Raw genomic sequence first — 23,481 nt, forward strand, 5'->3', positions numbered from 1 at the left:
GCCAATGGCGCGTGCAGCACAGCATAACGCTTTTCATGGCGCACATACCGTGCTAGGCGGCGCGCGGAACATTTCGGCGCGCCTGCGCCGCCAGAACAAGGAGAGCCGCATATGGCACTGGAACGCACCTTTTCGATCATCAAACCGGACGCAACCCGCCGCAACCTGACCGGCAAGATCAACGCCAAGTTCGAAGAGGCGGGCCTGCGCATCGTCGCGCAGAAGCGCATCCACATGACCAAGGCGCAGGCCGGCAAGTTCTACGACGTGCATGCCGAACGCCCGTTTTATGACGAGCTGTGCGACTTCATGTCCTCGGCCCCGGTTGTTGTGCAGGTGCTGGAAGGCGAAGGCGCCATCGCAAAGAACCGCGAAGTCATGGGCGCCACCAACCCCGCTGACGCCGCCCCCGGCACCATCCGCGCAGAATTCGCGGAATCGGTGGGCGAGAACTCGGTCCATGGCTCGGACGCGCCGGAAACTGCCGCGGTCGAGATCGCCTATTTCTTCTCGGGCATCGAACTGGTCGGCTAACCCCGCCGCTCGATCACCCCAATCGCATCAAGGGCCGCTTCGAAGTCGGAGCGGCCTTTGTCGTAAGAAGAGGTCACCAGCGCGTCGAAACGCGTGCGCAGTTCCGCCTTTTCCTTGCCCTTGCAATCGTTCCACGGGCGACCCTGCAAGGCCATGTCCAGCACGTAATAGCCGATGAAATGTGGCTTGCTGCCGGTCCTGAGCAGCATCGCATAGGCCGCATCTGCGCCCAGCTCGCGCTGGGTTGCTCATAAGCGGGGCCGAGATTGCGGATGGAGGAGACAGAGGCGGGCATACAGGCGATTTAGACAGGCAGGATAGGCGTGTCACGTCAGGATAACGGCTCTGGTAGCCTGGCTTATTTGTTAACGTGACATCTACTTTTTAATGACGCATATAGGTTGAGTCGCGCGCGCTGTCTTTCAGGTTTTGGCAGTAAGCGCGCCGGGGGAAATAGAAGGTAGAAAATGGCAAGAGTAGTTGAAACAGAGCAAACGTCCAAAGCATTTGGTCCTTTGCTTCACAATTATCACTGGGCAGATAAAACGGTCACATACAGTTTTCCGGATGATGGGGCTCTACTTTCATGGCTTGATGCGGACGAGAGTGCGGGCCTCCGGCAGTTTTTTCCAAAGCAACAAGATGCTGTGCGATCCAGCTTTGATGCAATCGCAGGCTTCACCGGTCTGGATTTTGTGGAAGTAACAGAAATCGAAGGCACCGAAGCTGCCCTTAGGTTCATGCTCGAAACATCCAGGCCTGCCAGCTACTTCAATGCTCCCTTCGAGGAATCGGCCGGCGGAGATGCTTTTACCTCAATATCTTACTTCGACTTGGCACCCGGTGGCGAGGCATTTCACGAAATTCTTCAAATGGTTGGCAACTCGATGGGCCTTGTGAACGGGTCGTTTGCGGGTGAATTTGCAGGTTCGGAATTCGATAGTCCCGAGTTCACCGCACGTACGTGGACGGAATACGTGGGCGACCCTGATCCCCTGAGTTCGACTTACACTCGCGTAGACGGGCCGCAGTCCTTTATGCAGCTTGATATCGCTGCATTGCAGTATCTCTATGGCGCGAACTACTCCACGTCAGGCGAGGTCTGGAGCGGGGACACCACCTATCGCTTCAATCCAAATACCGGCGAGATGATGATCAACGGTCAGGGGCAGGGCGCACCTTTCGGCAACCGGATCTTTCGCACGATCTGGGATGGCGACGGCAATGACACCTATGACCTGAGCAATTATGAAACGAAACTTCAGGTCGATTTGAGACCGGGCGCCTTTTCCACATTTTCCAAGGCTCAGTTGGCGCGTCTTGATAGGTTCGCGGATGACCCTATCCCGCTTGCGGCTGGCAATGTGGCAAATGCTCTTCTGGTCGACGGCGATACTCGCGCTCTGATTGAAAATGCAACTGGCGGTAGTGGCAATGACCATATTGTCGGAAACCTGGCAAATAACATCCTGAACGGCGGAACCGGTCACGACACGCTGAACGGTTTCAAGGGTACGGACCGTTTGATCGGGGGGCAAGGCGACGACAATTTGATCGGCGGGCTTGGCAATGACCGGCTGTGGGGCGCTGATGATCACGACCGGTTGTCGGGTGGAGACGGGCTGGACCGCCTCTATGGCGGCGCTGGGAACGACACCTTGCTGGGCGATGATGGCAATGACGTGATACTTGCCGGCCATGGGGTGGACCTGCTCGCCGGTGGCAACGGAGATGACCGCTTGTCCGGGCTTCAGGGGCGGGACCGCCTTCAGGGCGGTGCCGGAAATGACACCCTGCTGGGCGACGATGGCGATGACGTGATATTTGCCGGCCATGGGGTGGACGTGCTTACAGGTGGCAACGGGCATGACGAATTGTCGGGGCTTCAGGGACGCGACTATCTCTATGGCGGTGCTGGAAACGACACCCTGCTGGGCGGTGATGGCAATGACGTGATGCGTGCCGGCCAGGGAATGGACGTGCTTGCCGGCGGCAACGGAACTGACCGGTTGTTCGGACTTCAGGGGCGCGACACGCTCAAAGGAGCAGCCGGGAACGACACTATCAACGGCGGGATCGGCGCGGATCAGCTTTATGGCGGCGCAGGGACGGATCGATTTGAGTTCGTGTCAGCCTCCGACAGCAACGGCGCCAATGGGATCGACACGATCCACGACTTTGCGGTCGGGGTGGATGTGATCGACCTGTCCGCCCTGTTCGAGGGGCAGGCAACGCTGGTCCTCGGTGGCGATTTCGCGGCGGGCAGCGCGTCGGTGCGTGCGTTCGATCAGGCGGGGGCCACGATTGTCGAGGCGGATACCAATGCCAATGGGATCGCGAATTTCCGGCTGGAATTTACAAGCGCTTTGCAACTGTCCGAAGCGGATTTCCTGCTGTAACCTGGTCAGTGCGTTGCGCAGCGCGGGATGACATGTGGATATAGCAAAAGCGGTCGGCGAGAACTCGGTCCACGGCTCGGACGCACCGGAAACCGCCGCAGTTGAGATCGCCTATTTCTTCTCGGGTATCGAGCTGGTCGGCTAACTCCGCCGCTCGATCACCCCTATCGCATCAAGGGCCGCTTCGAACTCGGAGCGGCCTTTGTCGTAAGAAGAGGCCACCAGCGCGTCGAAGCGCTTACGCAAATCCGCCTTTTCCTTGCCCTTGCAATCGTTCCACGGACGCCCCTGCAAGGCCATGACCAGCACGTAATAGCCAATGAAATGCGGCTTGCTGCCGGTCCTCAGCAGCATCGCATAGGCCGCATCCGCGCCCAGGTCGCGCAGCTCTTCGGCGCTGTGAATACCCGCCCGCGCGCAGGCTTCTTCATAGGCCGGGCCAAGGTTGCGGATCGAGGAAACAGGGTTTGACATGGGTCGACCATATTTTGGCGCGTCACCCATGTCACGTGCAAGTATCGCACGGAGATTTCACCGAAATTCCCTTATATCGCCATATGTCGTATTCACATTTAGGGCGAACAGGCAGTACAAGGCTTGCGTTAGCGTTGATTAAGAGTGTGCCTTGGCCGGTATCCGCCAAAGCTCCGGAGTAGTATCGATTATGAGTGACACGACTTACACCCCGTCATCCCCTGAGGTGTTTGATCCCTGGCTGTTTCATTCTCATTGGGATGTCAGGGAAGCGGGAAAAACCTTTACCCCTTCAAACGCGCCGGGACTGAATGTTCTGGAATATAGTTTTCCGAGTGCTGCAACGATGGCTCGGGCCTATGACTACGACCCGGAATACGCCGGGTTGTCTTCCGCCCCCTCAGACGTGCGGATGGCCGTTTCCGATGCCTTTGCCGAAATCGCCAGCTTTACAAATATCTCGATCTCGCAAAGCAACAGTGTAAGCGCGCCGATCCAGGTTGCCACAGACCCGGCAGTTGGCGGCGGATACGCCTATCTGCCAGGCAATTTTCGACTGGCTGGCAATATCGGTCTCGGACGGGATGTGATAAATCCTATGCCCGGAAACGAGGCCTATCTCATCATCATACATGAAATCGGCCATGCGATGGGTCTCGAACATGGCCATGAATACCCGGAATTTGTGGCAAGCGGGTTCGACAGTCAGGACTACACCGTCGTCACCTATACGGACTATGTCGGGGATACGGATACGTTTTCTTTTGACACCGGGCATATAGACTGGCCGCAATCCTATATGCAGCTCGACATCGCGGCGATGCAGTTCCTTTATGGCGCGAATTACGCGAGCTCTGGCGAGGTCTGGAGCGGGGACACCACCTATCGCTTCAATCCCAATACCGGCGAGATGTCGATCAACGGTCAGGGGCAGGGCGCACCTGCGGGCAACCGGATCTTTCGCACGATCTGGGATGGCGACGGCAATGACACCTATGACCTGAGCAATTATGCGACACATCTTCGGGTCGATCTGAGCCCCGGCGCGTTCTCGACCTTTTCGCAGGCACAACTGTCCGATCTCGACCGATTTTCCAGCGATCCGGATCGGATGGCGATAGGCAATGTGGCAAATGCCAGGCTGGTGGAAGGGGACACCCGGGCGCTGATTGAAAACGTGATCGGCGGTAGTGGAAACGATGTCGTTAAGGGAAATCAGGCCGCCAACCGTTTGGAGGGTGGTGCCGGAAAGGATGCCATAAACGGAGCAGAGGGCAACGACAATTTGCTCGGCGGGCTTGGCAATGACCGGCTGTGGGGGGCCGATGATCACGACCAGTTATCGGGTGGAGACGGGCTGGACCAGCTTTATGGCGGCGCTGGGAACGACACACTGCTGGGTGACGATGGTAATGACGTGATACTTGCTGGCCATGGGTTGGATGTGCTCGCCGGTGGCAACGGGCATGACCGGTTGTCCGGGCTTCAGGGCCGGGACCACCTCTATGGCGGCGCTGGAAACGACACCTTGCTGGGCGACGATGGCAATGACGTGATGCGTGCCGGCCATGGGATGGACGTGCTTGCCGGTGGCAACGGGCATGACGAATTGTCGGGGCTTCAGGGGCGGGACCACCTCTATGGCGGCGCCGGAAACGACACCCTGCTGGGCGGTGATGGCAATGACGTGATGCGCGCCGGCCACGGGATGGACGTGCTTGCCGGCGGCAACGGAAATGACCAGTTGTCCGGGCTTCAGGGGCGGGACACGCTCAAGGGAGGGGCAGGGAACGACGTTATCACCGGCGGGATCGGGGCGGATCAGCTCTATGGCGGTTTGGGAGCTGATCGTTTCGAGTTCACTGCGGCCTCTGACAGTAACGGCGCCAATGGGATCGACAGGATCCACGACTTTGCGGTCGGGGTCGATGTGATCGACCTGTCCGCCCTGTTCGAGGGGCAGGCAACGCTGGTCCTCGGTGGCGATTTCGCGCCGGGCAGCGCGTCGGTGCGTGCGTTCGATCAGACCGGGGCCACGATTGTCGAGGCGGATATCAACGCCAACGGTATCGCGAATTTCCGGCTGGAATTTACAAGCGCATTGCAACTGTCCGAAGCCGACTTCCTCCTGTAACCTGCTCAGTGCGTTGCGCAGCGCGGGATGACATGTGGATTTAGCCAAAGCAGATATAGAAAGGTTCGATCTGGCAAGCGCGCCGGATGATTTCCTGCGCGACCCGTTTGTATATTACGATGCGCTGCTGGCGCATGCGCCGGTGCTGCCGCAGCCTGACGGGTCGGTACTGCTCAGCCGTCACGCGGATCTGGATCGAATCTATCGCGACACGAGGCTCTATTCCTCGGACAAGAAGGCGGCGTTTGCTCCGAAATTCGGGGCAGAGTCGCCGCTGTTTGAACATCACACCACCTCGCTGGTCTTCTCCGACCCGCCGCTGCATACGCGGGTGCGGCGGATCATGACCTCGGCGCTGACCCCGCGCGCGATTGCCAAGATGGAGCCGGGGCTGATCAAGACGGTGGATCATCTGCTGGAAGGTTTGGGGGGGCGGGATCAGGTCGACCTGATCGAGGATTTCGCCGCGACGATCCCGATCCAGATCATCGGCAATCTGCTGGATGTGCCGCTGGAGGAACGCGCGCCGCTGCGTGATTGGTCGCTGGCGATTCTGGGCGCGTTGGAACCCAGCTTGACCGAGGCTCAATTGACGCGCGGCAACCACGCTGTGGAGGCCTTCAAGACCTATCTGTCGGACCTTGTCGCGCGGCGCCTGGCCAAGCCGGGCGATCTCGAGACGGATGTGCTGACCCGGCTGATCCGGGGCGAGGGGGCGGATGCGCAACTCTCCGAGATCGAGCTGCTGCAGAACTGCATCTTCATCCTCAATGCCGGGCATGAGACCACGACCAACCTGATCGGCAACGCTCTGGCACTGCTGCATGATCACCCTGAGTCGCGTGCGCACCTGCTGGCGGAGCCTGATCTGACGCCTTCAGCCATCGAAGAGGTGCTGCGTTTTCGCTCGCCCAACCAGTTCGGTAATCGCGAAACCACGGCTGAGATCGAGATGGATGGGTGCGTGATCCCAGCCGGTACCAACCTGCATCTGTGCATCGGGGCGGCCAATCGTGACCCGGATGTGTTCGACCACCCAAGGCGGTTCGATATCACCCGCAAGCCGAACCGGCATCTTGCCTTTGCGGGCGGGCCGCATGTCTGTGTCGGGCTGACGCTTGCACGGCTTGAGGGACGGGTGGCGATCGGCAGGTTTTTGCAGCGCTTTCCGAGCTATTCGCTGCTGCCGGACCGTGTGCATGGGGGCCGGATTCGGTTTCGCGGCTATGCGTCGCTGCCTGCGGTCACTGGCTAGGGGCCATAGCCTAGCCGCCAACCGCCCGCGCAAAGCTCAATTCGGCTTTGAGACCTGGATTTGCGTTGCTCAGGCTCAACGCGCCCTCATGCAGCCGGGCAATGGCGGCCACCAGCGCCAGGCCCAGCCCGGCATTCTTCTCGGTCCGGCTGGGGTCGAGGGTGACGAAGGGCTGGGCGAGCTTGCCCAGATCCTGCTCCGGCACGCCCGGCCCGCCATCCCTGACCGACAACAGGACGTGGTCGTTGCACTCAGCTACGGTGATGTCGATCCGCGCGCCTTCGGGAGTGTAACGCAGGGCGTTTTCCAGCAGGTTGGACAATGCCTGTGCGATCAGTGTCCGGTGGCCGAGGACTTGCCCGGCACTGCCAGCCTCGGCAATAGTGATCCCCTTATCCGAGGCGACGGGCTCGTAGAACTCCATCACGTCATGCACCAACTGTTTCAGGTCCAACGGTTCGAATTCCTCGCGGCCAATCCCGGCCTCGGCGCGCGAAATCTCGGTCAGTTGAGAAAACACCCGCAGCAGGTGGTCGACCTCACCCATAGCGCGGGCGGCGTCGAGCTCGCGCTCTTCTGCGGTGCGATCTTTTGAGGTCAGCAACTCGACGCGCTGGCGCAGGCGCGAGAGCGGCGAGCGCAGGTCATGGGCGATGGAATTGGTGGTCATGCGCAGATTGCCGATCAGGTTCTCGATCAGGTCCAGCATGTCGTTGAGGGTGGCGGCCATGCGCTCGAATTCGTCATCCGATCCGCGCAGGGGAATCCGGCGCGACAGGTCGCCCGACATGATCTCATCTGCGGTGCGGGTGATATCGGCAAGCCGCGAGAAGACCAGCCGAGTCAGGAGCCAGCCGGTCAGCAGGCTGAGCGCGACCGAGGCCAGCAGGGCAAGCCCGACCGATTGTAGGAGCACCTGATCAAAATTGCGGGCTTCGGTGGTGTAGCGCCCGACCAGCAAGCCCTCGCCTCGGTTCAATTGGATCGAGGCGGCGGCGACCGGCTGGGTTTGTGTGGAATTCGGGCGTTTCAGCGTCAGTTCGACCCAACCGCTGCCAGGCTCGACCTGTTGGGGCCAACCGCTGATGTTGCCGGCCAGCACGCGGCCATTGGCGCTGACCAGCAGATAGATCGCGTCGCGCTCTGCGGCATTTACCGTGCGGCGGTTGATCGCCGTGATCAGGCCGATCATGCCCAACCGATCATATTCATCCGCCAGACCCGCCAGTTCGGCAGTCACCACGCTGCGAGTCTCGCCTGAGATGGTGCGGTTGGCGTTGACATAAACCAGCGCCAGCACCGCCGCAGTCAGGATGGTGCTGAGCGCGATGCTGGCCAGGGCCAGACGGGTACGCGCATTGCGAAAGACCGACAGGGTTTCAGCCATCGCGCATGATATAGCCCGCGCCCCGCACCGTTTCGATCAGCGCAATCTCGGCGCCCTCGTCGATCTGGCGGCGCAGTTTCGAGATATGCACATCCACGATGTTGGTGTTGGGGTCGAAGTGATAATCCCAGACGCCTTCCAACAGCATGGTGCGGGAAATGACCCGGTTTTGGCGGCGCAGGAAAAACTCCAGGATCTGGAATTCGCGCGGGGTCAGCGTGATGTCGCGCCCGTCGCGGGTGACCTTGCGCTTGAGCAGGTCCATTTCCAGATCGCGGCAGGTCAGCGTTGCGGTTTCCTCGGTTTCCTGCGGACGGCGCAGAAGCGCCTCGATCCGGGCATGAAGCTCCTGAAACGAAAACGGTTTGACCAGATAGTCATCGGCCCCGGCACGCAGGCCTTTGACGCGTTCGTCCACCGCGCTCATGGCGGTCAGCATCAGAACCGGGGTCTGCAAGCCTGCGGCGCGGATGGATTTGGTCAGCGACAGCCCGTCGAGCCCCGGCATCATCCGGTCAACGATCACCACGTCAAAGCCGCCATCGGTTGCGTGATAAAGCCCTTCGCGCCCATCTTCGGCGGTTTCGACCGCAAAGCCTTCTTCGGCGAAGCCTTTGGCGACGAATTCACGGGTTTCCGCATCATCTTCTACAATTAATACGCGTCTGCTCATGGTCTTAATCCTGTTCTAGTAAAAAGGTATAAGCCGGGTTTCTTCGGATTGCACGCGTCGGGCGCATCTTGGTTGCGCCCGACGGGTCCGGCGGATCGGGGACAGAGGTGACCCGCCGGACCTAACGCGCCTCCACCCCCCCAGGCAGCGCGCATCTCTTGGGGTGGGATCGTCTTACGCGATCCTCACCGGGACAAAGATCTGGCTGCCGGAGCGGTTGATCAGCAGAAGCGCCGGATCGGTCTTTTCCGATTGCAGCGCGTTGATCAGGGCTTCGGGCGTTTCGATCTCCTGGTTGCCAAGGCGAACGATCACGTCGCCTGTGCGCAGCCCCGCTTCGGCGGCAGGGCTGTCGGGGGACAGAGACTTGATGACGACGCCATTGACGTCCTCACCCACACCGATCTCGGCCCGTGCCGCCTGATCCAGCGGTGCCACGGTGACGCCCAGTTTCGGGTCGTCGGCCTTGTCGGTGATGACATCCGCCGCGCTGGCGCTGTCCTGATGGGCCCCCAGCGTGACCGTCATGGTCTGTTCCTTGCCGTCACGGATCAGGGTGATCTCGCTGGGTTTGCCGCTTTGGGTGCCGCCGACCAGTCGGGGCAGGTCAGAGCTGTCGTCGACGGCGCTGCCGTTGAAGACGGTGATGATATCGCCGGTTTTCAGAATTCCGTCCGAGGGGCTGCCCTTGACCACATCAGAGACCAGCGCGCCCTGCGCGTCCTCAAGCCCCATCGCGGCGGCGATTTCGGGGTTCACGTTCTGGATCGACACACCGAGCCAGCCGCGATCCACCTGACCGTCATCGATCAGGTCGGCCACGATATCCTCGACGATGTTGGAGGTCACCGCAAAGCCCAGACCAACCGAGCCGCCCGAGGGCGAATAGATGGCCGAGTTCACACCGACCACTTCGCCGTCCATGTTGAACAACGGTCCGCCGGAATTGCCTTTGTTGATCGCGGCATCGGTCTGCAGGAATTCCGCGTAAGGCCCGGCCGAGATATTGCGGCCCTTGGCCGAGATGATGCCGGTGGTCACGGTCGAGCTCAGCCCGAACGGGTTGCCCACGGCCACCACGTCTTCGCCGACGCGGATGACTTCGCTGTCGCCGAATGTCACGGCTTGCAGCGGCTCATCTGCCGCGATCTTGAGCACGGCCAGATCGGTCAGCGGGTCGGTTCCGACAATTTCGGCCTCATATTCGCGATCATCGCTGAGGCGGACGGTGACGCTGTCGGCGCCGTCCACCACATGGTGGTTGGTGACGATCAGCCCGTCCTCTTCAAGAACAAAGCCGGAGCCCAGACCGCTGCGCGGGCCGGGGGCGGGCATCGGTGAGCCACCGAATGACCCTTCGGGCAGGCCGAAGCGCTTGAAGAACTCATCAAAGCGGGGATCGGTCGCGCCGGGATTGGGCGCATTGGCGGGCTGGGGTTGTGCCTTCTGCTTGGCCAGAATGGTCACAACCGAGGGCGATACCTCGTCGACGAGGTCGGCCAGGGCGGCATCTGCCGCTGCAGGCAGCGCCGCGCTCGTCAGCAGCAGCGCGCTCAGTGCCGAAGCACCGGCCCATTTGGAAAGATTGGAAGGAAAGCCGGAATGGCTGCGATCGCTCATAGTTGTCTCCTGTATTGGCTCCGGTTCAATCCGGGTCCGATCACGAAATAGGCAGGATGCCTTTCGGGATTCTTTGCGGGACATGAAGATTTCTTAATGAACGTTAAGCCTTGCTTTATATTTCCTGAACGGAAGAGGCACCGTCGCGGTTGTCCCGTCGGTGCCCTCACCAGGCCTGCCCGATGTCGGGGTGGTGGTCCCAATTTGGGTGCGGGAGAGCGAATCGTGATAGCTTAAACCCCGCATTGTTCCCGAACTGAAAAAAATGCCGGGGGCTAGCAGTTTATTGGTTCCATGATTTTCTGCTATTGCGGCGAAAAAAAGGCACCCGTGTCTTGGTAACAATCCGGTTGAGTCGGACCCGCGGTTGTTCTCGCTATAGCGACAAACGCGTCACCGCCTTTTGCCCTTCGTTTGCCGGGACCAGCCTTGCGAAACAGGCGCGTCAAAGGGGTGCTTGCAGGTGGCGTGCGGAAACAGTCAACAACCACAGGGAGAGCAATGCCCACTGGCCAAACAGGTTAATCACAGCGGCAGAAACGTTTGGAAATAATTTATGTGACTTTTTTCCTTTTTCACGCGCCCTCCCTTCGCTATCCATGAAGCAGCCCGACTGGGGGGCGGTTTGAGTTGGTCACGGGGGCGACCGCACAAAAAAGCATCGGAAGATGCGAGAGGGGGGCGCGACGTCTCAGGCGGTATTTTTCGCCACGTGACGAGTGCTTGACCGGTACGCAAAGTAGCGTGCCGGATGTTGATTGGTATCGTTGTGTACCCCCCTCTTGCTCGCTTTCGGCGTGTCGTGCGGCGTTGGATCAGGTTGGGCTGTCTCGTGGATGGGCGAGGCCTCTGTGTGTTGGAGGCCAGCAGAACCCATTGCGGAGACGAATATGACGCGCAGTCGCAACATCTCAGGCTCGGATCGGATCGCGGATAGGCCGCGTCGCCGTTTCGGCGTGGGTGCGCCCGGCGGTCTTGGGGGTAAGATTTCACCGCAAACAAAGAGGCTGTACCGGATTCGGGGAAACCCGAATGGGGAGGCCGGGGTGTCGTACCGTGTTGGGGGAATTGGCACGGAACTTGGCACCTCGACCGCCTTTTCGGCAAGGAACAGCCAGAAGCGGATTGTTTGCAGGGGTATGGAATCCGGGCAAAGGGGGATGCAGCACGGTGTCATTGCACGCAATGACGCCAGACATGAAGGGCGTGTTACATTCGACAGCAGAAACACTGTTTTAAGTGGTGTGGGGACCGTAACGAGTGTCATCGGAGAGGGGGGCGGCCTTGCGGCTGTCACTGGTGACTATGGTGTTCGAGCTGGGGGCGCATTTAGCACAACTTTCATCAGGCACTGGGCCGGAGAAGATGTCGGCGGGCGAAATACCCGTTTGTCGGCGGGCTCCGGTCCGGTGTCGCGTTCTTTGAGGCCGGGCCAAGGTGCGCGCCGGTCCGTGTGTTGTTGATGGTTTAGAGCATAGCCAGAGTCTGGCGGAGATTGGTGTTTGTGTTGCCGGTTATCGCGCCCCGCTTTGGTTATGGTCGAGTTTTGAAAGTGAGTAACCTGTGTCCTGTTTTACGCCCGGAACCCTGATTGCCACGCCAAAAGGCGAGCGGAAGGTCGAAGAACTGCGCGCTGGCGATCGCGTAGTGACGCGCGACAACGGGATTCGCAAACTGAGCTGGACCGGTCGGCGCCGGGTTTCGGCGCGGCAGATGGCTCGGGCCGGGCATCTGCAACCGATTCTGATCCGCGCGGGTGCGCTGGATTTTGAACTGCCCGAGCGTGACATGCTGGTCAGCCCGAACCACCGGGTTTTGGTCGCAAGCGACCAGACCGCGCTTTATTTCGAAGAGCGCGAGGCGCTGGCAGCGGCCAAGCATCTGACCGGGCTGGTTGGCATCTTGCGGGCAGAGCTGCCCGAGATAAGCTATATCCATATCGCCTTTGACACCCATGAAGTGGTGCTGTCGGACGGCGCATGGAGCGAGTGTTTTCAACCCGCCGACCCCTCCCGGACCGGGGTTGGGGGCGGCAATGCGCAGCGCACCGAGCTTTATGAGCTGTTTCCGGCGTTCAAAACGCGCCAAAGCCCTATGCCAGCGCGCATGCCCAGGGCACGCGAAGGCGTCGATCTGCGCCTCTCGATCTGAAGCCTTATTGGCGGGCGAGCCAGTCGGACCAATCCTGTTCGGTATCCAGATCCCGCAGCGCATTGTGGCCGGGCAAGGGCACGCAGATCGTCTGATCCGCGTGGGAGTGCGCCACGCTCTGCGCCCCGGCATCTCCGGTTAGGGTCAGCAATTCGGGAAAGAGTGAGCGGGCAAAGACCACGGGATGGCCGGGTTTTCCGGTCTCCGCGGTGCCGCGCCAAATCAAGGTATCAGATTTCAGATCAACCGCTTGCATTACATTGTTCAAGTCATCATTGGTGATGTCGGGCAAATCCGCTAGCAGCACCATTGCCGCCGGTGCCGCAGGCGGGATTGTTGCGAGTGTGCGGCGCAGGCTGGCATTCATCCCCTCCGCCGCGTCGGGCACGGGCACGATGTGAACATCAAGCCCTGAAAGCGCCGCGTGGCGCGGATGCGGTTCGGGCGGCAGCGCGACATGGACCGGGCCAGCCGAAAGGGCGCGGCGGGCGGTGCGCCGCAACAGCGGTTCACCTTCGATCGAGCGCATCAGCTTGTCGCCGCCGCCCATGCGGCTAGAGGCCCCGGCGGCCAGCAGGATGATCGGGATCGAACTCATGCCACCACCATGGCCATCACGCGCGCCGTTGTCACCCGCGCATGCGTGTCCCATCCGCGTCAAAGAGCGTACGGTCCAGAACCCGCGCCTTGCGCATCTGGCCGAGGATCTCGATCTCGACCTCAAGGCCGGGCGCGATACGGTCGCTGGGCAGAAGGCCAAGGGCGATGGATTTCTCCGCATAATGCGAATACCCCCCCGAGGTGCAGAAGCCCACGACTGCGTCGTCCAGCCAGATCGGCTCATACGCGTTGACATCCGCGTCTTCGGCATCAACCTCGAACGCCACCAGCTTGCGGACCGGACCGGCCTCGCGTTCGGCCTCGGCTGCGGCTCGCCCGATGAAATCGGAGTTTTTCTTGAACGAGATGAAGCGATCCAGCCCGGTCTCAGCCGCCGTGTAGTCGGGCGAGAACTCGGCCAGCCACGAACCAAAGAACCTATCGAGCCGCAGCGACATGATCGCTCGCATCCCGAATAGGCTCATCCCGTGCTCTTGGCCCGCGTTCCACAGCGTCGACCAGAGCGCGCGCTGGCTGAGCGCATCGCAATAGATCTCATAGCCCAGATCGCCGGTATAGCTGACCCGCTGCACGATGCAGTCACTCATGCCCAGCGTCAGGCGGCGGACATCCAGGAATGTCATGTCGTTTACATCCGACAAGGTCACCGCCTGCAGCACCTCGCGCGCTTTCGGACCGGCAATCGAGAAGCCCGTGCGCGTGTCCGAGATGTTCTCGATCCCCACATCCCCGTCGAGATTCTGCTCGAACCAGCGCATATGGTAGGCCTGTGCGCCATAAGATGCGGTGAGCTGGAATTCCGTTTCGCTGAGGCAGGAAATGGTGAAGTCGCCGATCAGCCGCCCTTTGGGCGACAACATCGGTGTCAGCGCCAACCGACCCTGTTTCGGAACCCGGCCCGCCATCACGCGATCCAGCCAGCCCCGCGCGCCAGTGCCGGTCACGCGGTATTTGCCAAAGTTCTGCAATTCGGTGATGCCGACGCCCTCGCGCACCCCTTTGACCTCGCGCGCCACGGCGTCAAACGCGTCCGAGCGGCGGAAGGACGGGGTTTCATAGCCCGGCTCATCGCCCTGCGCGAAATAGTTGGCAACCTCCAGCCCGTATTGGTGGCCCCAGACCGCGCCCATGTCGGTAAAGATGTCATACATCGGTGTGGTGCGGAATGGGCGCGCAGCGGGCAGTTCCTCGTTCGGATAGGCGACCGAGAAGCGTTTCTGATAGTTTTCGATCACCTTGGGCAGGGTATAGCCCGGCGTGATCCAGTCGCCGAAGCGGGCAACGTCCATGGCGCTGACATCGCGCTCGGTCTCGCCTTCGGTCATCCATTGCGCCAGCATCAGGCCAACGCCGCCACCCTGGCTGAACCCAGCCATCACGCCGCAGGCGGACCAGTAGTTGCGCATGCCCGGCACCGGGCCGACCAGCGGGTTGCCATCCGGGGCAAAGGTGAACGGGCCGTGAATCACCGATTTGACGCCCGCCTCGGCCAGGGCCGGGAAGCGGTCATAAGCGAAGGTGATCGAGTCCTCGATCTTGTCGAAATCATCCGGCAGCAGCTCATGCCCGAAATCCCAGGGCGTGCCTTTGACCGCCCAGGGCTTACAATTCTGCTCATAAAACCCGATGCACAGACCGCGCCCTTCCTGACGCAGATAGCTTTCGCCTGCCGGGTCCATCACATGCGGATGCTCGCCGCCATCCGCGATGATATCGGCGATCAGGGGCACGTCATCTGTCACCAGATAGATATGCTCCATCGGGTGCAGCGGCATGTAGGTCCCGGCCATCGCGCCCACTTCGCGCGCCCAGAGGCCGCCCGCATTGACGATATGTTCGGCATGGATCGTGCCCTTGTCGGTCACCACATCCCAGGTCCCGTCAGGGCGCTGGTTGGTTTCACGCACCATGCAATGGGTCTCGATCGTGGCGCCGCCCATCCGGGCCGCCTTGGCATAGGCATGGGTGGTGCCTGACGGATCAAGATGGCCGTCCAGCGGATCATATAGCCCGCCGATGACACCGTCGACATTGGTGACCGGCGCGATCTTCTTGATCTCTTCGGGGCCGACGATTTCGGTGTCCAGCCCCATGAAACGGTGCTTGGCGCGCTCGGCCAACATCATGTCGAAGCGATCCTGATTGTCGGCCAGCGTCACCCCGCCCACATGATGCAGGCCGCAGGACATGCCGGTGATCTCTTCCAGCTCCTTGTAGAGCCGGATGGTATAGCCCTGCAGGGCGGCCATGTTGGTGTCGCCATTGAGCGTGTGAAAGCCGCCCGCCGCGTGCCATGTGGACCCGGAGGTCAACTCGGAACGTTCCAGCAGCATGATGTCCGACCAGCCCAGCTTGGTCAGGTGATAGAGGACAGAACAGCCAACGACGCCGCCCCCGATGACGGCGACTCTGGTGGTGGTTTTCATGAACACTCTCCGGGTTTTTGCGCCAGTCTGGGTGGCCTTCCTGTCAGCGGCTGTCCGGTTTGCGACATCACCATGTCGCGCTGGTCAATCCGCGCACCAGGAGGCCATTTCAGCAGTTTGCTGTTTCAACCACAGCACATCGAACCCGGCAATGACGCGATGACCGCGTTCAAACAATGCCGCCGCCTGCGTTGCGTTCAGTGCCGCGCCGCCAAGGGGCAGACCGGCGCGCAGCGCGGCCTCTTCGACGCGCTGTTGCGCGCGCATATAGTCGGGATGATCGAACTGACCGCTGACCCCCAGCGAGGTCGAGAGGTCGAAGGCGGCCACCACCAGCAGATCGATTCCTTCGACCGCGCAGATTGCGTCGATATTCTCGACCGCCTCGGCGGTTTCGATCAGCAAACAGCAGATCAGCTGATCCTCAATCGTCTCGCGATAGTCCATCAGCGAGGTGCCCCAGCGCGAATGGGCGATAAACGGTCCGAACCCGCGCGTGCCGCGGGGCGGATAGCGCAGGCTGGCCACCGCCGCACGCGCATCCTCGGCGTCGCGGATCAGCGGAAAGACGATCCCTTCGGCCCCCATATCGAGGACGCGCTTGACCTGCGCCGTGTCATTCTCGGCCACCCGAACCAGCGGGGCACAGTCACTTCCGGCTGTCGCAGCGATCATCGCGTGGCAAGAGCCATGATCCACGGCGCCATGCTCCATGTCGATCATCACGAAATCCATCCCCGCCGCCGCCATGGCCTGCGTGACGATGGCGGACGGGATCGTGCAGAGCGCCGAGGTGAGCCGACGGGCCGGATCGCCGAGTTTCTGTTTCAGACTGGGCATAGCGGGTCCTCCTTGCGCCAGATTGGCGCAAGCCTGCCTGCATGACCACAGAATTTACGCGGCGGGCGGATCAGTTCGACATCAGCAGGGGGCGGATCTTCAATTCTGTGACCCGATTGCCCTCGCGCGCGGTCACCTCGAAACGGAAATCGTGGAAGGCAAAGACCTGGCCGACCGTGGGGATCATCTGCGCCTCGTGAATGACCAGACCGGCCACGGTATTGGCCTCGTCATCGGGCAAATGCCAGTCGGTGGCGCGGTTCAGGTCGCGGATCGTCATTGCGCCTTCGACCAGAAACTGGCCGTCTTCGGCTTTTTTGATCTGAATCTCTTCATCCGGATCGAACTCGTCGGTGATCTCGCCCACGATCTCTTCCAGGATATCCTCCAGCGTGATCAGCCCGCGCAGTGAGCCATATTCATCCACCACCAGCGCGAAATGGCTGCGCATGCGCAGGAATTCCCGCATCTGGTCGTCCAGCGTGGTGGTTTCAGGCACGAAATAGGGCGCGTTCCAGACCTTGGAAATGTCGAAATTCTTGATCTGATCCGCATCGCCACCCGCGCCGCCCACCTGCGCATACATGGAACGGAACAGATCCTTGGCATGGACCACGCCGACAATATTCTCGGGTTCGTCGCGAAAGACGGGCAGGCGGGTATGGGGGCTTTGCAGGCACTGTTCGAGGATCGCCTCGGGCTGGGCGGCGGCGTCGATCATCTCGATATTCGAGCGGTGCAGCATGATCTCTTCGACCGCCCGGTCGTTCAGATCGAGCGCGCCAAGAATGCGGTCGCGATCCTCTTTCTCGACCACGCCTTCGGAATGGCCCAATTGCAATGCTCCGGCGATCTCTTCGCGGACCGCAAGGATGCGGCTGTCAGGGTCGATCTGCACGCCAAACAGGCGCAGCACGCCGCGCACCAACAGCCGCACGGCGCTGACGACGGGGGCAAAGAGGGTCACGATGATGCCAATCGGGCGCGAGACAAGCCCGGCGGCGGTTTCGGCATTGGTGATCGCATAGGTCTTGGGCAGCACCTCGGCAAAGATCAGTACCAGCAAGGTCATCACCAGCGTTGCCAGCGCCACGCCGCTTTCGCCGAAAAGCCGGGTGAACAAGGCCGTGGCCAGCGAGGCGGCCAGGATATTCACCAGATTGTTGCCCAGCAGGACCGAGCCAATCAGCCGTTCATTGTCGTCGGTGATGTCGAGCGCGCGCTGCGCCCCCAGATTGCCCTTATCGGCCTGCGCACGCAGCTTGCCGCGCGAGGCGGCGGTCAGCGCGGTCTCGGAGCCGGAGAAGAAGCCGGAAAGGATGAGAAGAAACAGAATTGCGCCAGAGGTGATCCAGAATGCGCTGTCGATCACAGAAGGGGTCGGGTCCATTGGTCCTTGACTATCATAAATACATGCCCGTTATGGGCACCATGCCCTGCGCGTTCAAGAGCTTAGAGCGCAATCCGAAAAGTGGGAGCCGGTTTTCGGATCAAATTGGGCGTCAAACTAGCCGCTTCGCGGTTTCTTGGACAGGGGGTGGTGATCCAGCACCAGCTCGGACAGTCGTTCGTCCAGAACATGGGTGTAGATTTCGGTGGTGGCGACGTCCGCGTGGCCCAGCAATGTCTGGATCGAGCGCAGATCGGCGCCATTGGCCAGCAGATGGGTTGCAAAGGCATGACGCAGCGTATGTGGCGTGACCTTGGCCGGCGACACGCCGCCCGCAACGGCCAGTTCCTTGATCAGCAGATAGAACCGGTGCCGCGTCAGATGCCCCAGCTTGCCACGCGACGGAAACAGGAAGCGCGAGCGAGGCTTGCCATTATCGGCGGCTTTCTCTTCGGCCTCGTCGCGCAGGGTCAGCCAGGCGGCAAGCGCCTCGCGGGCCGGGGGTGACAGTGGCACCATACGTTCCTTGCCACCCTTGCCGAGTATCAGCAGCATGCTCGGGTCGCCGCGCGCGGCGGAGACGGGCAGCGAGACCAGTTCGGTCACCCGCATGCCGGTGGCATAGAGCAACTCCATCAGGCAGGTATTGCGCACCCGATCTGCCGTGTTGCGCCCGGTTTGGCGCGCCGCGGCCAGCAGCCGGTCGACCTCGATCACCTCCAGCGTCTTGGGTAGCGATTTCTGCCGTCCGGGGCCGCGGATCTGAATGGCGGGGTTGTCGCTGCGCCAGCCTTCCTCGAAGGCGAAGCGGTAGAGCTGCTTGATCGCCGACAGCCGCCGGGCACGGGTGGCGCGTGACAGGCCCTCAGCATCGCAATCGATCAGATAGGCTTCCACCTGATCGCGTTCGGTGCGCGCGAAATCAAGCTTTTTGCGCGTCAGCCAGCCGGAGAAATCCTGTAGATCACGGCCATAGGCCAGCAGCGTATTGGTGGCGGCCCCCAACTCGGCGGCCTGCGCTTCGAGGAAGCTGGAAATCCAGAGATCCTGTGTCTGGGGCGCGTCCATGCTCATCCCCGATCCAGCAGCATCAGTTGCAGGCCCGATTGGCGCGCGGTGTCTTCCAGACCCACCGAGCGGAACAAGGCGATGGCCGCTGTCAGATCCGCAGGGTTGCCGCTGGCCCCATCGCCAAACAGGATCATCGCTTCGAGAATGGCCTCGCCCAGCCGACCGCTGTCGATCATGTCCTGCAATTCGGGGCGCAAGGGCGGGCGGGCGAACCCGTCGGCTATGGCTCGGGCGGTGGCGTCTGGCGCGCTCAGATCGCCGGGGTTGCCATTGGCGAGGGCGGCCAGAAACAGCGAGGCCGCCGACCCGTCCGAGGCAGGCGGGCGGTCCCCTGAGAGCAGGGCAATCTCCCACAGCACGCGGGACGCGCCGGGATCGGTTATTGCCAGACTTCCCAGTTGCTCGGCAAAAAGCTCGGCAAAGGGCACCTCCAACTCGGCTTCGCGCATCACGGCCCAGGCAGTGGGCAAGGTCTTTGACACCGCTTCGGCGCTGCCGCTTTGTAGCGCCTGATCAAAGCGTCGCAGGGCATCGACCCGGTCCCAAACCCCGCCCGAGGCGGAGGCCTTGCGTTCGGTATAAAGCCCCAGCAGATGGTTGGGGGTCAACGCGCCAATCCGTGTCAGCCGCTCGGCGGCTTCCAGTTGGGCTTTCCAACCGGCGACATCGCGCAGGTCAGCCGTGGCAAAGGCGCGCGGCAACGACGCTGTCGGCAGGCGCTCTCCAATCGTTTCGTAGAGCCGGAAGATCAGCGGGTCGGGCATGTCGGGCCGGGGCAGGGGCGGCGCGCCCTCGAACAGGTCCGGGCTGAGGAACCGGTCCATCAGGTTCAACTGATCGGGTTCTAGCAGCTCCAGCGCATGGGCGGCCTCAAGCGTCAGGGCGGCGGATTGCCAGTCGCCGCCACGCGCCTGGCAGAAAATCATCGCGTCATAGCCGGGCGACAGATGGGGTGCCGAGGCCAGCACCTCGCAACTGCGATCTTCATCCCCGGTCAGCAGCGTCGCGTCGAACCAGCGCCGGAACCGGTCGGCATTCCGGGTGGCACCGGCCACCTGCGCGAGGTTCTGCGCCGGATCGGTTGCGCCCAGCTCCAGCAGCCGGTCGAGCCGGGCATGCAGCAGGATTTCCTCGGCCCCGGTGCCGGCAGGGGCTGTCGCCTCGGTCAGCAGCAGCGAATAGAGCAGTTTCTGCATCGCGGGCGAGTTGCGCACGGGCACCTGCGCGATGAGCTGCGCGAGCCTGTGCGGGTCGCTGCCGCGCCACAGATCCACCGGCAGGCCCGTCACCGAGGAGGGCACAAGACCGATGGGCGGGCTGGGGGCATCCAGCGGCTGGACTGCGATTTCGGGCAGCCGCCCCACGGCGGCGACCGGCGGCTCCATCAGCACCGTGCCGGGAAGCCCGGCGGTTGGAGGGTCATTCAGCCATTCGATCGCAGAAAGCGGTTGTTGCGCCGATGCCAGCACCGGCAGCGCGGCAAGGGCCAGCGCCAGTCTAGTCCGCATCCAGTGTCACCGGTTCGCGCACCTCGCTCTGCGGGGCGCTAAAATCCACACCGAAGAACGGACCAAGATAGGCATATCCAATCAGCGCCACGAAACACAGGCAGATCAGGTATACCAAGAATTTTATCAGACGCCCCATAGCCGCAACTGCCTCTTTTCGTCGTTTTGCCCCAAGTTATAGCTAGCCTTTTTCACAAGATCACGTCATTCAAGGGCAAATGAGCGAAATTGAGCACAACTTGACCAAATCCGCATCGCACGCCACCTGGCGGTTGCACAAGACGGTGGTCATGGTCGGCATGATGGGAGCCGGAAAAACCGCAGTGGGCCGGGCGCTTGCGCAACGCCTGGCGGTGCCCTTCCTCGACAGTGACGCCGAGATCGAATCAGCCGCCAACATGACAATACCCGAAATTTTCGCCCGTGACGGCGAGCCCTTTTTCCGGACCAAGGAAAGCCAGGTGATCGGGCGGCTTCTGGATGAAGAACGGGGGATATTGTCCACGGGGGGTGGCGCGTTTCTGACCGAGGGCAACCGCGCGATGATCTCGGCGCGCGGTGTCTCGGTCTGGCTCAACGCGGACCTGCCGGTGTTGTGGAACCGGGTCAAACACAAGGACACAAGACCGCTGCTGAGAACCGACAATCCGCGCGCGACTCTCGCGGCGCTTTATGAGGCGCGCGTGCCGCTCTATGCCAAATCGGACCTGACCGTGGTCTCTGACGGTGAGGCCGCGATTGAACAGATGGTGGACCGGGTGATCGGGGTGCTTGAAACCCGGCCCGATGTATTGGAACGACTCTAGATGCAAGAAACGGTGTATGTGGACCTGGGCGACAGGTCGTATGACGTTGTGATCGGTCCGGATCTGCTGGCTGAGGCAGGAACCCGGATCGCGCCGCTGCTGCGGCGGCCCCGTTTGGCCGTGGTTTCAGATGAACAGGTGGCGGCGCTGCATCTTGACGGTCTGCGCGCCGGGCTGGCCACGGCAGGTATCGAGATGGTTTCTCTGGACCTGCCCGCAGGAGAGGCCACCAAAAGCTGGCCGCATTTCGAACGCACGGTGGAATGGCTGCTGGCCGAGAAGGTCGAGCGCAATGATGTTGTTGTGGCCCTGGGTGGCGGCGTGATCGGCGATCTGGTGGGCTTTGCGGCGGCTGTCCTGCGCCGGGGTGTGCGGTTTGTGCAGATCCCGACCTCGCTGCTGGCGCAGGTGGACAGTTCGGTTGGGGGCAAGACCGGCATCAACGCGCCGCAGGGCAAGAACCTGATCGGCGCCTTCCATCAACCCTCACTGGTTCTGGCCGATACCTCCGTCCTGCAGACCCTGACGCCGCGCGATTTCATCGCGGGCTATGGCGAGGTGGTGAAATACGGCCTGCTCGGGGATGCCGTGTTCTTCGACTGGCTTGAGCAGAATGGACCGGCGCTCTCAGCGGGTGATATGGCCGCGCGCGTACGGGCGGTGACACGCTCGGTGCAGATGAAGGCGGACATTGTCGCGCGGGACGAGACCGAGCAGGGGGATCGCGCGCTGCTCAATCTTGGTCATACCTTCTGTCACGCGCTGGAGGCGGCGACCGGCTACTCCGACCGGTTGTTGCATGGCGAGGGCGTTGCCATCGGCTGCGCGCTGGCCTTTGAGCTGTCCTCTAGGCTGGGGCTCTGTTCGCAGGAGGACCCGAGCCGGGTGCGCGCGCATCTTAAAGCGATGGGGATGAAGACCGATCTGGCCGACATTCCTGGCGACCTGCCGGGGGCCGAAGCGCTGCTGGACTTGATGGGGCAGGACAAAAAGGTGATCGACGGGCAGTTGCGGTTCATCCTGGCGCGCGGGATCGGGCAGGCCTTTGTCACCTCGGAAGTGCCTGCCGATGCGGTGCGATCCGTGCTTGAGGATGCGCTCGCAACCTGTTGAAAATCAACGACGGCCCTGGATCACCATAAGCTCGCCGATATTCTCGGGCGTTATGTATCCCAGCATGATCCCGTTGGCGGCACAGACGGCAACGGCCGGGGCGCCGTTATGCAGGGCCTCCAGCACTCTTTCCAGCCCATCGGTCAGCGCAACGCGCGGGATATCCGCGTCCATCACCGAGATCGCCGGGGTGGTGCGGGGCTCTTCCCCCGCCAGCGCGGCAAAGAGGCGCGCGCGCGTCACAAAGCCCAGCAGCGCGCCGGATGTGTCAACCACGGGAAACTCGTGCTGCGTGCTGCGGATCACCGCCTGGGCCGCTGAATTCAGCGTGTCGGCAGGCGTCAACGTCTCGAAGCTGGTGATCATCGCATCACGCGCCACAAGGCTGCGCGAGACGGCCCGCATGGCGACATCCTGACTTTCCGCGCCAGCGGCAAAAAACACGAACACCGCGATCAGCACCAGCACGGGATTGCCGGAACTGAGCCCGTAGAAACCCAGACCCAGCGCCAGAACTCGCCCGGCTGTGGCCGCGACCCGTGTGGCCATGACCCGATCCAGCCACAGACAAAGCAGCGCGCGGAACACCCGCCCGCCATCCATCGGAAAGGCGGGGATCAGGTTGAAGACAGCAAGAAACAGGTTCACCAGCGCCAGGCGGCCCCAGAAATCGGCATTGGGATTTTCGACGCTGCTGAGCGTGTCTGTGCCAATCCGCGCGCCCAGCAGAAACAGCACCGCGCAGATCACGATATTCACCGCTGGTCCTGCCAGGGCTACGGCAATCTCTTGGCCGGGTTTTTGGGGCATCCGTTCCAGCCGGGCCAACCCGCCGATTGGCAACAGCGTGATGTCAGGGGTGCGAATTCCATAGCGCTGCGCCATCAGCGCGTGGCCGTATTCATGGGCGACGACGCAGGTAAAGAGCGCCAGAACAAAGAGAATATTCCACAAGGCGCCCACGGCGCCGCCGCTGCCATAGGCCGAGAAGCCAACCCAGGCGATCAGCAGGAAAAACGTGACATGGACCCTCAGCTCCGACCCCAGAAGGCGGCCTATCGGGAAGGACCATGTCACCG

19 protein-coding genes and 2 pseudogenes are annotated in these 23,481 nt (G+C 61.8%); 8 read left to right on the forward strand and 13 right to left on the reverse strand.

The window, feature by feature from the left end; translation table 11 throughout:
- Window positions 1-111: 111 nt before the first annotated feature.
- Entirely contained in the window at window positions 112-534 is a 423-nt protein-coding gene (gene ndk, locus Q5Y75_RS02545; protein WP_306193999.1) for a nucleoside-diphosphate kinase, read from the forward strand.
- Here the strand turns inward: ndk and Q5Y75_RS02550 are convergent.
- Window positions 531-829: pseudogene (locus tag Q5Y75_RS02550) on the reverse strand (TfoX/Sxy family DNA transformation protein). The gene ndk and the pseudogene Q5Y75_RS02550 overlap by 4 nt on opposite strands.
- Window positions 830-1,181: 352 nt before the next feature.
- Here Q5Y75_RS02550 and Q5Y75_RS02555 point away from each other — a divergent pair.
- Together Q5Y75_RS02555 and Q5Y75_RS02560 are read left to right on the forward strand one after the other, a co-directional pair.
- Window positions 1,182-2,933 carry a M10 family metallopeptidase C-terminal domain-containing protein gene (locus Q5Y75_RS02555; protein ID WP_306194002.1) on the forward strand — a complete coding sequence of 584 codons (1,752 nt, stop codon included), beginning with the start codon at window positions 1,182-1,184 and terminating at the stop codon, window positions 2,931-2,933.
- A gap of 37 nt (window positions 2,934-2,970) precedes the next feature.
- Window positions 2,971-3,078 (forward strand): annotated as a pseudogene (locus Q5Y75_RS02560) (nucleoside-diphosphate kinase); the annotation flags it as partial.
- Here the strand turns inward: Q5Y75_RS02560 and Q5Y75_RS02565 are convergent.
- A complete protein-coding gene (locus Q5Y75_RS02565; protein ID WP_306194004.1) occupies window positions 3,075-3,407 on the reverse strand; it encodes a TfoX/Sxy family protein in 333 nt (110 codons plus the stop codon). The pseudogene Q5Y75_RS02560 and the gene Q5Y75_RS02565 overlap by 4 nt on opposite strands.
- Window positions 3,408-3,597: 190 nt before the next feature.
- Here Q5Y75_RS02565 and Q5Y75_RS02570 point away from each other — a divergent pair, with 190 nt between their 5' ends.
- Together Q5Y75_RS02570 and Q5Y75_RS02575 are read left to right on the forward strand one after the other, a co-directional pair.
- Entirely contained in the window at window positions 3,598-5,541 is a 1,944-nt protein-coding gene (locus Q5Y75_RS02570) for a M10 family metallopeptidase C-terminal domain-containing protein (protein WP_306194006.1), read from the forward strand.
- Between the two features lie 34 nt (window positions 5,542-5,575).
- Window positions 5,576-6,796 carry a cytochrome P450 gene (locus Q5Y75_RS02575; RefSeq protein ID WP_306194009.1) on the forward strand — a complete coding sequence of 407 codons (1,221 nt, stop codon included), beginning with the start codon at window positions 5,576-5,578 and terminating at the stop codon, window positions 6,794-6,796.
- A gap of 10 nt (window positions 6,797-6,806) precedes the next feature.
- On the opposite strand, the gene Q5Y75_RS02580 is transcribed toward Q5Y75_RS02575, so the two are convergent.
- The 3 genes from Q5Y75_RS02580 to Q5Y75_RS02590 all read right to left on the reverse strand — a co-directional run bounded on the left by Q5Y75_RS02580 (window position 6,807) and on the right by Q5Y75_RS02590 (window position 10,476).
- Complete coding sequence (locus Q5Y75_RS02580) at window positions 6,807-8,183, reverse strand: sensor histidine kinase (protein WP_306194011.1); 1,377 nt, start codon at window positions 8,181-8,183, stop codon at window positions 6,807-6,809.
- Entirely contained in the window at window positions 8,176-8,856 is a 681-nt protein-coding gene (locus tag Q5Y75_RS02585) for a response regulator transcription factor (protein ID WP_306194013.1), read from the reverse strand. Before Q5Y75_RS02585 ends, Q5Y75_RS02580 begins: the two co-directional genes overlap by 8 nt.
- 174 nt (window positions 8,857-9,030) lie before the next feature.
- Complete coding sequence (locus tag Q5Y75_RS02590; RefSeq protein ID WP_306194016.1) at window positions 9,031-10,476, reverse strand: Do family serine endopeptidase; 1,446 nt, start codon at window positions 10,474-10,476, stop codon at window positions 9,031-9,033.
- Between the two features lie 1,563 nt (window positions 10,477-12,039).
- Between Q5Y75_RS02590 and Q5Y75_RS02595 the strand changes: the two genes are divergently transcribed.
- Window positions 12,040-12,627, forward strand: a complete 588-nt coding sequence (locus Q5Y75_RS02595) for a Hint domain-containing protein (protein WP_306194019.1) — start codon at window positions 12,040-12,042, stop codon at window positions 12,625-12,627.
- A 4-nt stretch (window positions 12,628-12,631) separates the two neighbouring features.
- On the opposite strand, the gene Q5Y75_RS02600 is transcribed toward Q5Y75_RS02595, so the two are convergent.
- The 7 genes from Q5Y75_RS02600 to Q5Y75_RS02630 all read right to left on the reverse strand — a co-directional run bounded on the left by Q5Y75_RS02600 (window position 12,632) and on the right by Q5Y75_RS02630 (window position 20,601).
- On the reverse strand, window positions 12,632-13,225 hold the full coding sequence (locus Q5Y75_RS02600) for a nucleotidyltransferase family protein (RefSeq protein WP_306194021.1): 594 nt from the start codon (window positions 13,223-13,225) through the stop codon (window positions 12,632-12,634).
- Window positions 13,226-13,256: 31 nt separating this feature from the next.
- On the reverse strand, window positions 13,257-15,674 hold the full coding sequence (locus Q5Y75_RS02605; protein ID WP_306194025.1) for a GcvT family protein: 2,418 nt from the start codon (window positions 15,672-15,674) through the stop codon (window positions 13,257-13,259).
- Between the two features lie 84 nt (window positions 15,675-15,758).
- Window positions 15,759-16,514: an HpcH/HpaI aldolase family protein gene (locus tag Q5Y75_RS02610; protein WP_306194026.1), complete on the reverse strand. Its 756-nt coding sequence runs from the start codon at window positions 16,512-16,514 to the stop codon at window positions 15,759-15,761.
- Window positions 16,515-16,584: 70 nt separating this feature from the next.
- Window positions 16,585-17,904, reverse strand: coding sequence for an HlyC/CorC family transporter (locus Q5Y75_RS02615; RefSeq protein ID WP_306194029.1), 1,320 nt, complete (start codon window positions 17,902-17,904; stop codon window positions 16,585-16,587).
- A 117-nt stretch (window positions 17,905-18,021) separates the two neighbouring features.
- Window positions 18,022-18,972, reverse strand: coding sequence for a tyrosine recombinase (locus tag Q5Y75_RS02620; RefSeq protein ID WP_306194032.1), 951 nt, complete (start codon window positions 18,970-18,972; stop codon window positions 18,022-18,024).
- A 2-nt stretch (window positions 18,973-18,974) separates the two neighbouring features.
- Entirely contained in the window at window positions 18,975-20,483 is a 1,509-nt protein-coding gene (locus Q5Y75_RS02625) for a hypothetical protein (protein ID WP_306194034.1), read from the reverse strand.
- On the reverse strand, window positions 20,473-20,601 hold the full coding sequence (locus Q5Y75_RS02630; protein ID WP_306195728.1) for a hypothetical protein: 129 nt from the start codon (window positions 20,599-20,601) through the stop codon (window positions 20,473-20,475). The genes Q5Y75_RS02625 and Q5Y75_RS02630 overlap by 11 nt, the downstream gene beginning before the upstream one ends.
- Before the next feature lie 100 nt (window positions 20,602-20,701).
- Between Q5Y75_RS02630 and Q5Y75_RS02635 the strand changes: the two genes are divergently transcribed.
- A complete protein-coding gene (locus Q5Y75_RS02635) occupies window positions 20,702-21,289 on the forward strand; it encodes a shikimate kinase (protein ID WP_306194036.1) in 588 nt (195 codons plus the stop codon).
- Window positions 21,290-22,402 (forward strand): 3-dehydroquinate synthase, encoded by a 1,113-nt coding sequence (aroB, locus tag Q5Y75_RS02640; RefSeq protein ID WP_306194037.1) that lies wholly within the window; start codon window positions 21,290-21,292, stop codon window positions 22,400-22,402.
- Between the two features lie 3 nt (window positions 22,403-22,405).
- Here the strand turns inward: aroB and Q5Y75_RS02645 are convergent, their stop codons facing one another.
- Window positions 22,406-23,479: a site-2 protease family protein gene (locus Q5Y75_RS02645; RefSeq protein WP_306194039.1), complete on the reverse strand. Its 1,074-nt coding sequence runs from the start codon at window positions 23,477-23,479 to the stop codon at window positions 22,406-22,408.
- Between the last annotated feature and the right edge of the window lie 2 nt (window positions 23,480-23,481).

It is taken from the genome of Ruegeria discodermiae, from assembly GCF_030758345.1.
Lineage (GTDB): Bacteria > Pseudomonadota > Alphaproteobacteria > Rhodobacterales > Rhodobacteraceae > Ruegeria_C.